This window comes from Roseovarius mucosus DSM 17069, from assembly GCF_000768555.3.
Taxonomy (GTDB): domain Bacteria; phylum Pseudomonadota; class Alphaproteobacteria; order Rhodobacterales; family Rhodobacteraceae; genus Roseovarius; species Roseovarius mucosus.
Map to the genome: position 1 here is coordinate 282,995 of NZ_KN293975.1, position 14,254 is coordinate 297,248.

The following is a 14,254-nucleotide window of genomic DNA, read 5'->3' on the forward strand; positions in this document are numbered from 1 at the left end:
AGTGTGGTCCTTTTTACGCTAAATCTTTGGTTTCAAGGTGAACGCCCTCGCGCTCGAGCCGGTCACGCAACACGTCGATTTCTATATCGAGATCGGTGGTGCTGTCCTGCATCAGCGCGCGGGTTTTGGCGGTGAAATTCTGTTCCAGATCGCTGAGGAGCGCGAGGTATTTGTCGCGTGCAGCGGGGTTGGGGGCGCGGGCGTGCAGATCGGCGAACTTGACCGTCGCGTCGCGCGCGCCCATCAGATAGACGCCCAGATATTTGCGCGCCGCTGTCAGGTCGCGGGGGTCATCCTCAACCGTGCGCAGCATGTCGCGCACCGTGATCTGGAACCGCTCAAGCCGGGTTTCCGCCTGCCGGTCGCCCGCACGGCTGAGCGCGTCGGTCATGGCGCGCAGGTAATCCTCGGCCTGATCGACCACCCGCGCCACCCGGTCGCTCTGAAAGCTGTCGACGCCCGCCATCCCCTTGTCCTTGAGAGGATCGAGACCAAAGGCGAAACTGTGAAGAACCGCGCCGAGGGTGGCATAAATAAGCGGCTCCAGAAGCCCGCCGCCGCTGGCAAAACCCGCAAGCCCAAGGCCCGCGCCGGTGAGCGCGGAGGCAAAAATCTTGCGCGGAATGGCCGGGCGACGCGCGATCTTGCGCGCCTCATAGGCCTCTTGCGCCAGAATCCCCTCGCGGGTGAGCCATGCCGCCAAGAGCAGCGCGCCGAGTGCGGCAAGGTTGAATGCCAGTTCCACCGGACCCGAGGCAAAGGCCCGCGCAGCCAATGGCAAAGGCGCAAAGAACAAAAGGTTCACGCGCCCGCCCGCCCGCGTCCGCCGCGCGCCACGAAAGCCGCCCCGGTCCGGCACGGGCGCGTCCTTGTCCGCGCCATCGGGGCTGTATTTGCCGCCAAAGCGCTGCGCCATCACACGCCCCCCGTGGCCGCGACAAACAGGATCAGCGCCACCAGCAGAAGGAACGCCAGTTTCTGAAGTCCCGTATCACTCATGGTGCCCCCATTGCCGGTTTCCATACGCCTGCCATGAACTTAGGCGATGGGGGACCCGCTTGCTAGGGGGAAGATTTCAAACCCCGGCGCAAGGGGTGGAGCAGGGAATGAGTATTTTTTCCAAGAAGAAGCCGGGGATCACACGCCGATCTTGGGCCCGAGACACATCAGCGGCGCCTCGGAGCGGCGCACCTCGTAGAGTTCCGAGAGGCTCTGTTCCCCGGCAAAGCGCGCGATCAGCCCCTGGTCGGTGCGCTCAAAGCTCCAGCATTGCGGATCGGGGCGGTTGTCATAGACAAAGCAGATGAGCCCGCGTTCTTCATACCAATGCCCGTCCTGACACTCGCCATCGAGAAAGGACCAGCGCACGCGGCGGTCGGGCAGATATTCCTCGCCGCCATAAGGCGCGCCACCGGCGCCATAGTAAAAGGTCTGGCCGCGCGTGTAGGTGTCGAATTCCTCCGCCGACATTTGTGCCGCCGCGGGGGCCGCAAAAGCGAAGATGAAACAGGACAGGACCAAGGCACGCATGCGCTTAGCCTGCCAGATCGGCTGCCACGCCGCCAGAGGTTTTGCGCCAGCGCGCGGCGCGGCGGTCCATGACGCGTCGCCATAGTGGCGGCACCAACGCCAGCACCGCCATCACCGGTAGAGACTGTGGCAGGGTCGGCATGGCGGTGCGGTCGAGTTGCAGGGCCGGATAGGGGCGGTGTGGTGTCACATGGTGATCGGAATGGCGCGGCGCGTTCAGCGTCATCGCCGCCGAGATCACATGCGGCGCGTTCCAGGAATGCTGCGGGCCGACCGGCTCGAACCGCCCATCCTGTCGCTGTGCCCGGCGCAACCCGTAGTGCTGCACATAGTCCGAAAGCAGGATTTGCATCTGGGCATAGCCCGCGATGAAGAGCAGCGCCGCCACCCCCGCCGCCCCAAGGCCGATCGCGACCGCAAGCACAAGCGCCCCCGCTCCGCCGAGATAAAGGGTATAGGGATGTTGCCAGAGCGGTTGATCGGCATAGCGCCGCGAGTCGGCGCGCAGCCCCGCCTGAAACGCACCCGGCCAGGCGCGCAGAACGTAGCGGTAAAACCCTTCACCGGGGCGGGCGCTGCTGGGATCATCGGGGGTGGCCACATGCACATGATGCACCCGCAGATGCGCGCTCGCGTGATGGCCAAAGAGCAGCGAGGTATAGATGAGCCGCCCTAGACGCCGCTTGGCGCGGGCACCGCGATGGATCAGCTCATGCGCCACCGGATGCGAAATCTGGCCCATGCTCAAGCCTGCGCTCAGCGCCACGAGCGCGCGCTCCACTCCGCTCAGCCTGTTGCCCCCGGCCACCGCCCAGACCGCCAGCGCCAGCACCGCGAAATGCGCCAATCCCAGCCCCACCAAAAGCCAGTCTGCGGCGGGAAATTCGGCCTCTGGATCTGGATTGCCGCCTGCGACGAGCACGCGATCCAGCGTGAACACCAGAACCGTAATCGTGCCCAAGGCCAGAATGCCCCAAACACCGCCCCAGAGCGCGGCAATCGCGGTCAGCAGCAGAGGCAGGCTTGCGGCAATGGAAAAGAGCGGCATTAGCAGTTCCCGGTTTTGCCATACTCTAATCCGGGGCAGGGGCCGCGCACAGGGTTTCCTTGCCGCACCCCGTCGCATTTCACGCCCTGATCAACGCGAATGGTGGTGCAAATGTCGTTTTTGAGGGCTCTACCCACATCCCGGCCCGCTAGGTTCGGTCGCAACAGGGAAAGAGGATGATCGCAATGGCATTGGATGATCGCAAAGGCGTCTGGAAATCCGGCACGGGCAAGGGCCGCCGCACAACCAAGGGGCGTCCGCTTGAAGATGGTGCTTGGGCCGAGGTTCAGGCGCTCTTGGGCGAGGGGCCGCGCCGACGCGACCTTTTGATCGAATATCTGCACCTTATTCAGGACAAATTCGGCCATCTGTCGTCGGCGCATCTGCGCGCGCTGGCCGAGGAGATGCGCCTGTCGCAGGCCGAAGTGTATGAAGTGGCCAGCTTTTACGCGCATTTCGATGTGGTGCGCGAAGGCGAGACGCCGCCGCCCGCTCTGACCATCCGCGTCTGCGATTCGCTGAGCTGCGAACTCGCGGGCGCGCAGGCGCTGAAATCCGCGCTTGAGAAGGGCACCGATCCTGCACAGGTGCGCATCCTGCGCGCGCCCTGCATGGGGCGGTGCGACACGGCACCCGTGGTGGAGCTGGGCCATCACCATATCGACCACGCCACGCCCGAGAGCGTTCTGGCGGCGGTCGCGGCGGGGGACACCCACGCGCATGTGCCGGATTACGAAGGATTTGATGCCTATCGCGCGGCAGGCGGCTATGCCACGCTGAGCGACCTGCGCGCCACCTCCAATGCCGATGCCGAATTCGAGCGCGTCCAGCAAACCCTGCTCGATGCCGGTCTGCGCGGCCTTGGCGGCGCCGGCTTCCCGTCGGGGCGCAAATGGGGTTTCGTGCGCGCCGAACCGGGCCCGCGCTATCTGGCCGTCAATGGCGACGAGGGCGAGCCGGGCACCTTCAAGGACCGCTATTACCTCGAACGCACACCGCATCTGTTTCTCGAGGGGATGCTGATCGCGGCCTGGGCGGTCGAGGCCGCGCGCTGCTTCATCTACATGCGCGATGAATATCCCGCCGTTCTGCATATCCTCGCCAAAGAGATTGCCGCGCTGGAATCGGCCGGGCTGATCGAACCCGGCTATGTCGAGCTGCGTCGGGGGGCAGGGGCCTATATCTGCGGTGAAGAAAGCGCCATGATCGAATCGATCGAGGGCAAGCGCGGCCTGCCGCGTCACCGTCCGCCCTTTGTGGCGCAGGTGGGCATTTTCGACCGTCCCACGCTGGTCAACAACATCGAAACCCTGCTCTGGGTCACGCGAATTCTGCGCGAAGGGCCGGAAATCCTGAACACGGTCGAGTTGAATGGCCGCAAGGGGCTTCGCTCTTACTCAGTATCGGGGCGCGTGAAAAAACCCGGCGTCCACCTCCTGCCCGCAGGCTCCACCATCACGGACATCATCGCGGCGGCGGGCGGCATGCTGGATGGGCATACCTTCAAAGCCTATCAGCCCGGCGGTCCGTCCTCGGGCCTCCTGCCTGCGTCGATGAACGATGTTCCGCTCGATTTCGACACGCTGCAACCGCATGGCACCTTTATCGGCTCGGCGGCGGTGGTGGTGCTGTCGGATCACGACCGGGCGCGGGATGCAGCGCTCAACATGCTGCGCTTTTTCGAGGATGAAAGCTGCGGTCAATGCACGCCTTGCCGGGTGGGCTGTGAAAAGGCGGTCAAGCTGATGCAGGCCGACACCTGGGATCAGCCGCTCCTGACCGAGCTTTGCACCGCGATGGCCGATGCCAGCATCTGCGGTCTGGGACAGGCCGCACCCAACCCCATCCGCCTGACGATGAAGCATTTCGCTGACGAAATCTGAGCCAAGCGCAGGCTTCCATCTCCCTTCGATCCGCATTAGGTCAGAACTGACACGCGGATCGGAGGGCGCATGGCGTTTTTCTCGAAACTCAAGGAACGGTTGTTCAAATCCTCTTCCAAACTCGAAGAGGGGTTGGAGGCTATTGTCGAGGACGGGCGCGCAGAAGAGAGCACGCCGAGTGTTGCGCCGCCCCCCGCCAGAGGTGCCGGCCCCCGCGCCCCAAGAGGCCCCCGTCGCCCCATCTCCGCAAGAGCTGCCGCCGCCCGTCACCGAAAGCCTGGCACCGCCGCAACCGGTCGAAATCCCCGACGATCTGCCAGCGACCGCGCCGCGTGGCGGGCTCTTTGGTCGCCTCTTGGGGCGCGCCACGCCTGAGGCGGCACCGCGCCGCGTGCTCGACGATGCCATGCTCGAAAGCCTTGAGGAGTTGCTGATCGGTGCGGACATGGGCGTGGATACCGCGCTCCGCGTCACTGCCAACATGGCCGAAGGTCGCATGGGCAAACGCCTCTCGTCGCAGGAAATCAAGGAACTTCTGGCGCAGGAAATCGCCCGCATCATGGACCCCGTGGCGCGCCCCATGCCGATCTATGCCAAGCGCCCGCAGGTGGTGTTGGTGGTGGGCGTCAACGGCTCGGGCAAGACGACGACCATCGGCAAGCTTGCAGCCCAGTTCAAGGCGGCGGGCAAATCCGTGGTGATCGCTGCCGGGGACACATTCCGCGCCGCAGCCGTCGAACAGCTTCAGGTCTGGGGGCAGCGCGCCGGTGTGCCGGTGATGACCGCACCCGAAGGCTCCGACCCCGCCAGCCTCGCCTTTGACGCCATGACCCGCGCCGAGGCCGAGGGCGCGGACCTTTTGATGATCGACACCGCCGGACGGTTGCAGAACCGCGCCGATCTGATGGAGGAACTGGCCAAGATCGTGCGCGTCATCCGCAAGAAGGACCCAAGCGCGCCGCATAACACCCTGCTCGTGCTCGATGCCACCACGGGGCAGAACGCGCTGAGTCAGGTCGCAACCTTCCAGAAGCTCGCCGATGTCTCCGGCCTGATCATGACCAAGCTCGACGGCACCGCCCGCGGCGGTGTGCTGGTGGCCTTGGCGGATAAATTCGGCCTGCCGATCCACGCCATCGGCGTGGGCGAACAGATCGACGACCTGGCGCCGTTCGACCCGCAGGAATTTGCCGCGGCCCTGACCGGGCTCGACGGCGAATGACCCTTTGCGCCTGTCATCTGGCCTTAAGTACCTCGGGGGGGTTGGGGGGCTGGCCCCCCAATGTCCCAGCCTCTGAATGAGCGCTTGGCTGATTTCACTTGAGGGCACTGAGGCGGGGCATGACCTTGCCATGGTGCTTGCGCTCCTCGCGGCGCTCTTGCATGCCATTTTTGGCGCGTTGCAAAAGGGGCGGCATGATCCCTGGCTCAGCCGGGGCGCGATAGATGCGAGCTATGCCGCCATGGCCGCGCCCTTTGCCCTCTTCGTCGTGCCCTGGCCCGAGGCGCATATGTGGCCCATCTTTGCCGGCGCGGTGGTGATCCACATCGGCTACAAGGTGTTGCAGGCGATGGCCTATACGCGCGGCGCTTATACGGTCGTTTACCCCGTGGTGCGGGGCACCGGGCCGCTTTTCACCGTGATCGGGGCCTATGCGATTTTCGGCGAGGTATTTACCCCAGTGCAATGGCTGGGCGTGGCGGTGCTTCTGTGCGGTATCTACGGCCTAGCGGTCTATAATCTGCGCACGCTCACGCTCAATCGCGATACCATGCCGCTGGCGTTGGGTCTTGCGGTGGCGACCGGGCTCTTTGTGGCGCTCTATACCACCTATGACGCTTACGGCATTCGCGCCGCGGCTGATCCCTTTACCTTCCTTGCGTGGTTCTTTTTCCTCGATGGGCTGACGATTCCGCCCTTTGCCTATCTACGCTGGCGCAATATGCCCACGCGGCACGCGGTAGGCCCCCTGTTGCTGCGCGGGGTTTCGGGCGGGGTGGTGGCGTTCTTTTCCTTCGGGTCGGTCATGCTGGCCACCCGCCTTGACAAGGTGGGCGAGGCGGCGGTGCTGCGCGAGACCTCGACGGTCTTTGCGGCCCTGATTGGCTGGCTCGTGCTCAAGGAAACGGTGGGGCCGCGACGTATTGCACTCATGACCTTGATCGCCGCGGGTGCGGTCATAGTTGAGCTTGGCGGCTGAATGCGCCACAACCGGCGTGAGCGATAAGGAAACCTGACGACATGGATGACACGCAGCCGCCCAAATGGGCCAAGTCGGTTCTGGAATTTGGCCCTGTGCTGGGCTTTTTTGCCGCCTATCTCTGGCTCAAGGACAGGGTCTTTACCATTGGCGGCACCGACTATGAGGGCTTTATCGTCGTCACCGCTGGGTTCATCCCGGTATTTCTGATCTCGATGGGTGTTTTGTGGCGACTCACCGGCCATCTGAGCCGGATGCAGGTGGTCACGGCGGTGCTGATCGTGGTTTTCGGCGGCCTCAGCGTCTGGTTCAACGATCCGCGCTTCTTCAAGATGAAGCCGACGATGATCTACCTGCTCTTCGGCGGGGTGCTGGGCTATGGCCTGCTGCGGGGCCGCTCTTACCTGCAATATGTCATGGATGGGGTGATGCCGCTAACCGACGCGGGCTGGATGATCCTGACCCGGCGCTTGATGCTCTTCTTCTTCGGTCTCGCCCTGCTGAACGAGGCGATCTGGCGCACGCAGACCGAAGAAATGTGGGTCTATTTCAAGACCTTCGGTCTGACGGCCGCGATTTTTGTCTTCTTCATGGCGCAAGGCGCGCTCTTTCGCGATCATTCGACCGAGGAAAATGACGACAAGGGTGCCTGACAGGGCGGGCAGGGCGCCCGCCCCCTCGCGCATCAGGCGTAGAACAGGTCCTTGAAGACATGATAAGCGATGTCTTCGCGGCGCAGACCCATGCGGGCCAGCTCTGCATCGGATTTCGCTTCCAGCGCTTCGATCCGGTTGCGCCGTGATGTCACGGCGGCCTGTGCCTCAAGACCGCGCACCAGCGCCGCGACAAACTTTTTCCAGCTCTCGCGCAGAGGCGATGCGGAAACGTTGGTTGTGATATTCGCCATTGGAAACCTCACTTTAAGTGGTTTGGTTCCCTCCCTGCGTCCTAGATAGGTCAGTCAGATTGACGCGACCAGCGCGGAAACGGAATGGCCGGGTTGCAAGGGGCGCATCCCGACCTTTCTTTCTACTCGGCCTTGGCCTTGGCCGCGCGCTCGGGCATCGTGGGGGGCGGCGAGGGCTGGCGCTTGGGCGCGCTCGTGTCGACAGGTATCACCCGCGCAGTGGGCTGCGGGGTGGGCTGTGCTGCGCTCACCGCAGTTGCCTCAGGCTTTGGCGCGGGCTTGACCTCGGCCGTGGGGGTGGGTTTGGCCGCGACCACGGTGGCGGGCTTTGCCGCGGGCTTCACCTCGGCCACAGGCGCCGGTTTTGCGGCGACGGCCGGGGCGGCTTTCTCCACGGGTTTGTTCACGGGGGCGACGGGCGCGGCCGGGGTCGCGGGGGCGCGGGTGGCGCGGCGTGGCTTGGCGGCGACGGCCGCAGCCTTGGGCTTGGCCGGTGCCTTGGGTTTGGCGGGGGATGCGGGAACTGCGGCCTTGGCCGTCAGGTTCCGCGACCAAACCCCGCTCTTGAGCATCGCCTCGCAATAGACCTGCGCCACGCGCAACTGTTTCTCGACCATATATCCGGTCAACCGGATGCCGGCGGCGGACAGTTTCAGCGGAAGTTCGGGTGCAAGCATGATTTCGTCCTTTTCAGCAGTTGCGCGCCTGCGCTTACCGCAAGCGGATGACAGGAATATAACGCGCGCATCGCTGCGTTGCAGCAATTTGACCTAAGGTCAAATCACTTTCGCTGCGCTACGCGGATTCCTGCTGAAAATTTGGCCGATTTGCCGGATTTCCGGGCTTAACGCCCATGAATAAGGGTCTGGAACAACCGGGGGTCAAGGCTCTGCGCGGCAAAGGTTTCACCCTCGGTCAGTACACTGACCGCATCATGGCTGTGCAGGCTTTCTTGATGGCTGGCCACGACCCGAAAATCGCCGATGCGCGGATCGGCGAGCAACTGCTCGCAAAAGAGACGCGCGGCATCCTCGACAAAGATCGGGTTGGCGGCGTTCAACTCGGCAAAGGCCTGCTCGTCCTCGCGCTTGACCATGACCTGTGTTTCGGTCGGCACAGCGCGGCGGGCCAGTTCGATCAGATCCTCGAACCACAGACAATCCTCTTCGACCAATTCCACTGAAATTCGCGCGACAGAGCGTTGCGAATGTGGCGTGGCCAGTTGCCCGCGCGCGGCGCGCGCATGTTCGCTGAGCTCCAGCGAACAGGGGCAGGTCGAGGAATAGACGTAATCGAGATGCATGAATTTGCGCGTGACCCCGGCGTTTTTCACCAATTCCATCGCAATGTCATAGTACTGATAGCCTTCCAGCCCTGAACGCAGCGAGCGCACCCGTGCCGGGTAGGAGAGGCGCATTTGCAGGCGCGCATCGAGCGACTCAAGATCGGTGATGTAATCCGACAACGCGGCCTCCATCACATCGGCGCTGAATGTCTTTTCCGCGTGCTTGTAGAAACTGCGCATGATCCGGGACATGTTGATGCCCTTCTTGCCTGCGTCCAAGCTGACCGTGCCCGTCACCGAGGTCTCGAGCGTCAGATCGCCATTGTCACGGGTGTGATAGCGGATCGGCAGGCGGAAATTCGAAATCCCCACATGCTGCAACTGCTGCCGCGTCCCGCGAATGAGCGAGGCCGGCCCATTCTGCAAATCGGGCAGGCTGGCGAGGTAGGCAGCGCTCGTGGCGAAATCCTCGGGGTATTCCCGCGCCAGAACCGGATAATTCGACACCTCGCCCGAAGGCAAAAGCCGTGCAATCGCCGGATCGAGATCGGCCACCTCTTCGGGAGACGCGGCACGCGCCCAGGAGCGCAGCAGCGCCAGCGCCTCTTTGGCCTCGTCCCGGTCCGGAGCAGGCTTCATCTCAGACGGATGCACATTCATCGCAAAACTTCCCTATCCGCTCTGCCAGACCTTTACATACAAGGTTTCCGCAGGAATTGCCATTATCGTAGGGATTTACGTCAAATGCGGCAAAGCGGATCATTCAAACCCCGGAAATCGCTGAAAAACCTTTCCGCCTCAGTTCGCCGCCTCCAGCGCGTTCCGGATGTCGCGGATCAGGTCGCCGCAGTCCTCGAGCCCCACACTCAGCCGCACCAACCCCGACGTGATGCCAAGGGCCGCCTTCTGCGCGGCGGGCAGGCGTTGATGGGTGGTGGTGGCGGGATGGGTCACGATGGATTTCGCATCGCCCAGATTGTTCGAGATCACCACAATCTCCAGCGCGTTCAAAAACCGGAACGCCGCCTCTTGCCCGCCCTTGAGGTCGAGCGCCAGAACCGTGCCGCCTTCGCCCATTTGCGCGCGCACCAGAGCATTCTGCGGATGATCGGCCAGCCCCGGATAGATCACCCGCGCCAGCCGTGCATCGCCCTGCAATGCCTCGGCAATCGCCTGTGCGGTGGCCGCCTGTGCCCGCACGCGCAGATCAATGGTCTCAAGCCCCTTGAGCATGACCCAGGCGGTAAAGGGCGACATCGAGCCGCCAGTGTGTTTCATGTAGGGTTCAACGGTGCCGCGGATGAAATCGCGCGTGCCCAAAATCACCCCGCCCAGTGTGCGGCCTTGGCCGTCGATATGCTTGGTTGCGGAATAGATGACGACATCCGCGCCCTGTTCTATGGCGCGGGAAAAGACCGGCGTGGCAAAGACATTGTCCATAAGCACAAGCGCACCCGCCGCATGCGCCAACTCCGCCACCGCGCGGATGTCCACCACGTCGAGTGTCGGGTTCGAGATGGTTTCGAAGAACACCGCCTTGGTGCCGGGCCGGATGGCCGCGCGCCATTCCTCCAGATTGGTGCCGTCCACGAATGTGACCTCGACCCCAAAACGGGTCAGGATTTCTTCGAGGACATAGAGACACGAGCCAAAGAGCGCCCGCGCCGACACCACATGATCGCCCGCCCGCAGCATCGAGGTCAGCGCGCCCGAGACCGCCGCCATGCCGCTTGCGGTGGCAAAGGCATCCTCGGCCCCCTCAAGGGCCGCGATCCGGTCCTCGAACATCGCGACCGTGGGATTGCCATAGCGCGCATAGATGAATTCATCCGCGCCTGCCTTGATGAATCGCGCCTCTGCCGCCTCGGCGGTGTCATAGACAAACCCCTGGGTGAGGAAGATCGCCTCGCTCACCTCGTTATACTGGCTGCGCCGCGTGCCGCCATGCACCAGTTTGGTGCGCTTTTGCCAAGTCTCGCTCATATCCAACCTCCGGGCATCCCGCCCAAGAAAAAAGCCCCGACGCGGTCAAGCGAAAGGGGCCTTTCATCCTGACCTTTTAGCGGTTTGTTTAACGTGGCCCGCAATCCGGTAACAAATCGCCACAACTGCGGATTACTCCCGCGCCGCGCGCGCGTCAACTCTGTCACGCAGGTTTCACGCAAGCGTCACCGTAACGACGTATGTACGGCGTAGCTCTCGGCCACAACATCTGGTGGGGTGAGGGACATGCCGCTGATCCATGTGAATGCAGGGCCAAGCGGCCCGGTGCTGCATGACGGGGCCGGTGATCCGGCTGAGGGTCTGCCCGATCTGATGCGGGGCGCGGGGCCGGTGATCCTGATGGTCCATGGCTACAAATACGCGCCTCACCATGCAACCGAATGCCCGCACGATCACATCTTCTCGCTGACCCCGCAACGCAGCTGTTTCAAGGTCCGAAGCTGGCCTGCCGGGCTTGGCTTTGGTGCGGGTGCGACCGATGAAGGGCTGGGCATCGGCTTTGGCTGGCCTGCGCGCGGCAATATCTGGCGCGCCTATGCGGCGGCGGCAGAGGCTGGTGCGCAACTGGCGCAACTGGTCATGATGATTCGCGCCGTGCGCCCGGACCGCCCGATCCACGCGGTTGCACATTCGCTGGGCGCGCGGGTGGTTCTGTCGGCGCTGGCACATCTGCCCGAGGGCGCGTTGCAGCGCATGATCCTGCTGGCCGGTGCCGAATTCGGTCAGCGCGCAGCTGAGGCGCTCGAGACCCCGGCGGGGCGCGGGGCCGAGATCATCAACGTCACCAGCCGCGAGAATGATTTCTACGATTTCCTGCTCGAATGTCTGATCCCCGCGCCACGGCGCGGCGACCGCAGTCTTGGGCTGACGCTGACGACGGGCCCTAATATTCTCACGCTTCAGATGGACCATCCGGGCACGCTTGCGGCGCTCAATCGCGCGGGCTTTGCCATCGCTCCGCCCGCCGCGCGCGTCTGCCACTGGTCGCCCTATACGCGACCCGGTGTCTTTTCGCTCTACAACCGCCTGCTGCGGGCTGGCCCTGATCTGCCGCTTGCTGCGCTCAGGGCCGCGCTGCCTTGTGTCACGGAACCGCGGTGGTCGCGCCTTTTGAGCCTGCCAGAGGTCCGCCTGCCCTTGCCAATGGGACGTAAACCGTCATTCTGAGCGTGACCCACGCGCAGGAGACTAACCGATGCCCGCCCCGATCGACCTCTACTTCTGGCCCACGCCGAACGGCTGGAAAATATCCATTGCCCTCGAAGAGATGGGCCTGCCCTATCGCTGCCACCTGATCGACATTGGCGCGGGCGATCAACACGCGCCTGAATTTCTCGCCATCTCGCCCAACAACCGGATTCCCGCCATCACCGACCCCGAGGGGCCGGACGGCGCGCCGATCCACATCTTCGAGTCCGGGGCGATCCTGCAATATCTGGCGCGCAAGACCGGGCAATTTTACGGACAGACCGCGCGGGACCGGATTGCGGTCGATCAATGGCTCATGTGGCAGATGGGCGGCGTTGGGCCGATGGCCGGCCAAGCGCATCATTTCCTGAAATTCGCCCCCGAGGATATTCCCTATGCCAAGAACCGCTACCGCGCAGAAGTGGCGCGGCTTTACGGTGTGCTCGACCGGCAATTGGCGCAGTCTGAATATGTCGCGGGCGATTTCTATTCCATCGCCGATATGGCGCTCTGGGGCTGGTGTTCGCTCTGGGAGGGGCAACAACAGACGCTGGAGGACAAGCCGCATTTCGCCCGCTGGCTTGAGAAGGTGGGCGCGCGCGAGGGGGTGCAACGGGGGCGCGCGCTCCATGCCGACAAGCGCCGCGATCCGACGGCGCGGAAATAGCCTGTCAGCCGCCGTAAACCGCGCCCCAACGCTCGATCAGCGCCTGTTGCAGCCGCTTTGAGCGCGCATTCCAGCCGCGCGCGCCGGGGGGGGCTGTCATCCTGCGAGGGGTCGATGCGCGCGCGCAAGCTGTCCGAGGCGGTGAAAATGGCAAAGGCCAGATCGGCCCCTTGCGGGGTCGTCACATAGCCGGCCAGCGCGCTGACGAAATGCAGCGTTCCGGTCTTGGCCGCCACCTTGAGCGGATGATTGCGATTGGGGCGGCCTTGGGCGTCGCGCAAGTCGACCTGTCGCAAGAGCGGTCGCAAGAGGCCCGCGCCATGCGCCCGCGCCAAGGCCTGCGCCATGGCCGCCGCCGACAGGCGCGACCGATCGCTGAGGCCCGAATGATCCCGGAGCGCCGCGCCCGACATGCCCAGCGCCTGCGCCGCCCAGCCGTTCATGTCCCGCGCCGATTGATCCAGCGCCACCACCGCGCCCCGCCGCTTGGCCGAGGCCGCAAGCCCCACCATTTCCGCCGTGAGGTTGGTCGAATATTTCAGCATGTCGCGCAGGATGTCGCGAAGCGGCGCGCTGGCATGGGTCACAAGCGCGGTGCCGCCGGGCAGGTTCTGGGTGATCTGCGGCGCGCCGGTCTTGATGCCTTGGCTGCGTGCGAAGGTGGCAAAGACTTCGCCCGCATAAAGCTCTGGCTTGCGCACCGGCAGCCAGCGGGCGCCACCATTGCCCAACGCCCCCAGCGCCACGGTCCAGTCGTCATAGCCGCCCGCGTCCTTGTAGGTATAGACCGGCACGCTGCGATCGGCGATCCGCATCCGCGCCATGGTCACATCGGGACGGTAGCGGTTTGACCGCGCGTCCATGGTGACGGCATATTTGCCGCCCGCGCGCTTCCACTCGAAATGCACGCGGTTGTAATTGAGGTTGAGACCCGAGAGCGCGGGGTTATAGCCCGCATGTTCCGGCTGCGCCTCGTCAATGGCGCGTTTGAACGGAACCGCGCCGCCCCAGACCAGGAACCTGCCGCGCAGCTCGCGCAGCCCGGTCTTGGCCAGATTGGCCGCAAGCCCGGCCAGCGCATCGGTGTCCAGCGTCGGATCCCCGCCGCCCGCAAGGATCAGGTCGCCATTCAGCACACCGCCCGAAATCGGCCCGGTTGCAATCAGCCGCGTGCCAAAGCGATGGTCTGGCCCAAGGGCGTCGAGCGCATAGAGCGCCGTCACCGCCTTGGTGACGCTCGCAGGAGGCAGGCCGGTGGTGGCATCGCCCGCCTCGAGCAGTTGCCCGGTGCGCGCGTCGGCCACCGCATAGCCCACGCGCCCCGACAGATTGGCCTCGGAAATCAGCGCCTCGGGGGCGGGGGCGCGTTGCACCGCGCGGCGTGCGCCCCCATCGGGCCGCGCCACCGGGCGCAGGGAGACCGCTGGCGCACCCGCCAAGGCCGGACCGCTCAGCGCGGCCAGCGCCGTGCCCAGAAAATACCGCCGTGAAATACGCTTGGTCATGGTGCAGAGTAAACCTTAGGCCGCAGACTCGCGCAA

General features: G+C 64.4%; 13 protein-coding genes, 1 pseudogene and 1 riboswitch. Of the genes and pseudogenes, 6 read left to right on the forward strand and 8 right to left on the reverse strand.

Annotated elements, in window-relative coordinates; genetic code table 11:
- Window positions 1-13 precede the first annotated feature (13 nt).
- From ROSMUC_RS01480 to ROSMUC_RS01490, 3 genes are all read right to left on the reverse strand, one after another.
- Complete coding sequence (locus tag ROSMUC_RS01480; protein ID WP_037268770.1) at window positions 14-916, reverse strand: 5-bromo-4-chloroindolyl phosphate hydrolysis family protein; 903 nt, start codon at window positions 914-916, stop codon at window positions 14-16.
- 221 nt (window positions 917-1,137) lie between these two features.
- Window positions 1,138-1,530 (reverse strand): hypothetical protein, encoded by a 393-nt coding sequence (locus ROSMUC_RS01485; protein ID WP_037268771.1) that lies wholly within the window; start codon window positions 1,528-1,530, stop codon window positions 1,138-1,140.
- Between the two features lie 4 nt (window positions 1,531-1,534).
- Window positions 1,535-2,578, reverse strand: a complete 1,044-nt coding sequence (locus ROSMUC_RS01490) for an alkane 1-monooxygenase (protein ID WP_037268773.1) — start codon at window positions 2,576-2,578, stop codon at window positions 1,535-1,537.
- A gap of 185 nt (window positions 2,579-2,763) precedes the next feature.
- Between ROSMUC_RS01490 and ROSMUC_RS01495 the strand changes: the two genes are divergently transcribed.
- The 4 genes from ROSMUC_RS01495 to ROSMUC_RS01510 all read left to right on the forward strand — a co-directional run bounded on the left by ROSMUC_RS01495 (window position 2,764) and on the right by ROSMUC_RS01510 (window position 7,315).
- Window positions 2,764-4,461, forward strand: a complete 1,698-nt coding sequence (locus ROSMUC_RS01495) for an NAD(P)H-dependent oxidoreductase subunit E (protein WP_206018412.1) — start codon at window positions 2,764-2,766, stop codon at window positions 4,459-4,461.
- A gap of 178 nt (window positions 4,462-4,639) precedes the next feature.
- Window positions 4,640-5,683, forward strand: coding sequence for a signal recognition particle-docking protein FtsY (gene ftsY / locus ROSMUC_RS01500; protein ID WP_425442747.1), 1,044 nt, complete (start codon window positions 4,640-4,642; stop codon window positions 5,681-5,683).
- Window positions 5,684-5,759: 76 nt separating this feature from the next.
- Window positions 5,760-6,662 carry an EamA family transporter gene (locus tag ROSMUC_RS01505; protein ID WP_037268777.1) on the forward strand — a complete coding sequence of 301 codons (903 nt, stop codon included), beginning with the start codon at window positions 5,760-5,762 and terminating at the stop codon, window positions 6,660-6,662.
- Between the two features lie 41 nt (window positions 6,663-6,703).
- Entirely contained in the window at window positions 6,704-7,315 is a 612-nt protein-coding gene (locus tag ROSMUC_RS01510; protein WP_037268780.1) for an inner membrane-spanning protein YciB, read from the forward strand.
- 32 nt (window positions 7,316-7,347) lie between these two features.
- On the opposite strand, the gene ROSMUC_RS01515 is transcribed toward ROSMUC_RS01510, so the two are convergent.
- From ROSMUC_RS01515 to metZ, 4 genes are all read right to left on the reverse strand, one after another.
- Entirely contained in the window at window positions 7,348-7,569 is a 222-nt protein-coding gene (locus tag ROSMUC_RS01515; RefSeq protein ID WP_037268783.1) for a hypothetical protein, read from the reverse strand.
- 122 nt (window positions 7,570-7,691) lie between these two features.
- Entirely contained in the window at window positions 7,692-8,246 is a 555-nt protein-coding gene (locus tag ROSMUC_RS01520) for a hypothetical protein (protein ID WP_102105829.1), read from the reverse strand.
- Between the two features lie 167 nt (window positions 8,247-8,413).
- The gene (gene folE2, locus ROSMUC_RS01525; protein ID WP_037268790.1) at window positions 8,414-9,514 is read right to left on the reverse strand and encodes a GTP cyclohydrolase FolE2; all 1,101 of its coding nucleotides are present in this window, start codon (window positions 9,512-9,514) and stop codon (window positions 8,414-8,416) included.
- A 138-nt stretch (window positions 9,515-9,652) separates the two neighbouring features.
- On the reverse strand, window positions 9,653-10,837 hold the full coding sequence (gene metZ / locus ROSMUC_RS01530; protein WP_037268793.1) for an O-succinylhomoserine sulfhydrylase: 1,185 nt from the start codon (window positions 10,835-10,837) through the stop codon (window positions 9,653-9,655).
- A 56-nt stretch (window positions 10,838-10,893) separates the two neighbouring features.
- A riboswitch (SAM riboswitch) is annotated at window positions 10,894-10,970 on the reverse strand.
- Between the two features lie 113 nt (window positions 10,971-11,083).
- Between metZ and ROSMUC_RS01535 the strand changes: the two genes are divergently transcribed.
- Both ROSMUC_RS01535 and ROSMUC_RS01540 read left to right on the forward strand, forming a co-directional pair.
- Window positions 11,084-12,025: a DUF726 domain-containing protein gene (locus ROSMUC_RS01535; protein WP_037268796.1), complete on the forward strand. Its 942-nt coding sequence runs from the start codon at window positions 11,084-11,086 to the stop codon at window positions 12,023-12,025.
- A 28-nt stretch (window positions 12,026-12,053) separates the two neighbouring features.
- Window positions 12,054-12,713, forward strand: coding sequence for a glutathione S-transferase N-terminal domain-containing protein (locus tag ROSMUC_RS01540; protein ID WP_037268799.1), 660 nt, complete (start codon window positions 12,054-12,056; stop codon window positions 12,711-12,713).
- Between the two features lie 4 nt (window positions 12,714-12,717).
- On the opposite strand, the pseudogene dacB reads toward ROSMUC_RS01540, so the two are convergent.
- Window positions 12,718-14,218, reverse strand: a pseudogene (gene dacB / locus ROSMUC_RS01545) (D-alanyl-D-alanine carboxypeptidase/D-alanyl-D-alanine endopeptidase).
- Between the last annotated feature and the right edge of the window lie 36 nt (window positions 14,219-14,254).

Coding starts and splice junctions, on each gene's coding strand:
- ROSMUC_RS01490 (WP_037268773.1), bottom strand. CDS start 2,578: ATGCCGCTCTTTTCCATTGCCGCAAGCCTGCCTCTGCTGCTGACCGCG.
- ROSMUC_RS01540 (WP_037268799.1), top strand. CDS start 12,054: ATGCCCGCCCCGATCGACCTCTACTTCTGGCCCACGCCGAACGGCTGG.
- ROSMUC_RS01535 (WP_037268796.1), top strand. CDS start 11,084: ATGCCGCTGATCCATGTGAATGCAGGGCCAAGCGGCCCGGTGCTGCAT.
- ROSMUC_RS01480 (WP_037268770.1), bottom strand. CDS start 916: ATGGCGCAGCGCTTTGGCGGCAAATACAGCCCCGATGGCGCGGACAAG.
- ROSMUC_RS01510 (WP_037268780.1), top strand. CDS start 6,704: ATGGATGACACGCAGCCGCCCAAATGGGCCAAGTCGGTTCTGGAATTT.
- folE2 (WP_037268790.1), bottom strand. CDS start 9,514: ATGAATGTGCATCCGTCTGAGATGAAGCCTGCTCCGGACCGGGACGAG.
- ROSMUC_RS01505 (WP_037268777.1), top strand. CDS start 5,760: ATGAGCGCTTGGCTGATTTCACTTGAGGGCACTGAGGCGGGGCATGAC.
- ROSMUC_RS01515 (WP_037268783.1), bottom strand. CDS start 7,569: ATGGCGAATATCACAACCAACGTTTCCGCATCGCCTCTGCGCGAGAGC.
- ROSMUC_RS01485 (WP_037268771.1), bottom strand. CDS start 1,530: ATGCGTGCCTTGGTCCTGTCCTGTTTCATCTTCGCTTTTGCGGCCCCC.
- ROSMUC_RS01495 (WP_206018412.1), top strand. CDS start 2,764: ATGGCATTGGATGATCGCAAAGGCGTCTGGAAATCCGGCACGGGCAAG.
- metZ (WP_037268793.1), bottom strand. CDS start 10,837: ATGAGCGAGACTTGGCAAAAGCGCACCAAACTGGTGCATGGCGGCACG.
- ROSMUC_RS01520 (WP_102105829.1), bottom strand. CDS start 8,246: ATGCTTGCACCCGAACTTCCGCTGAAACTGTCCGCCGCCGGCATCCGG.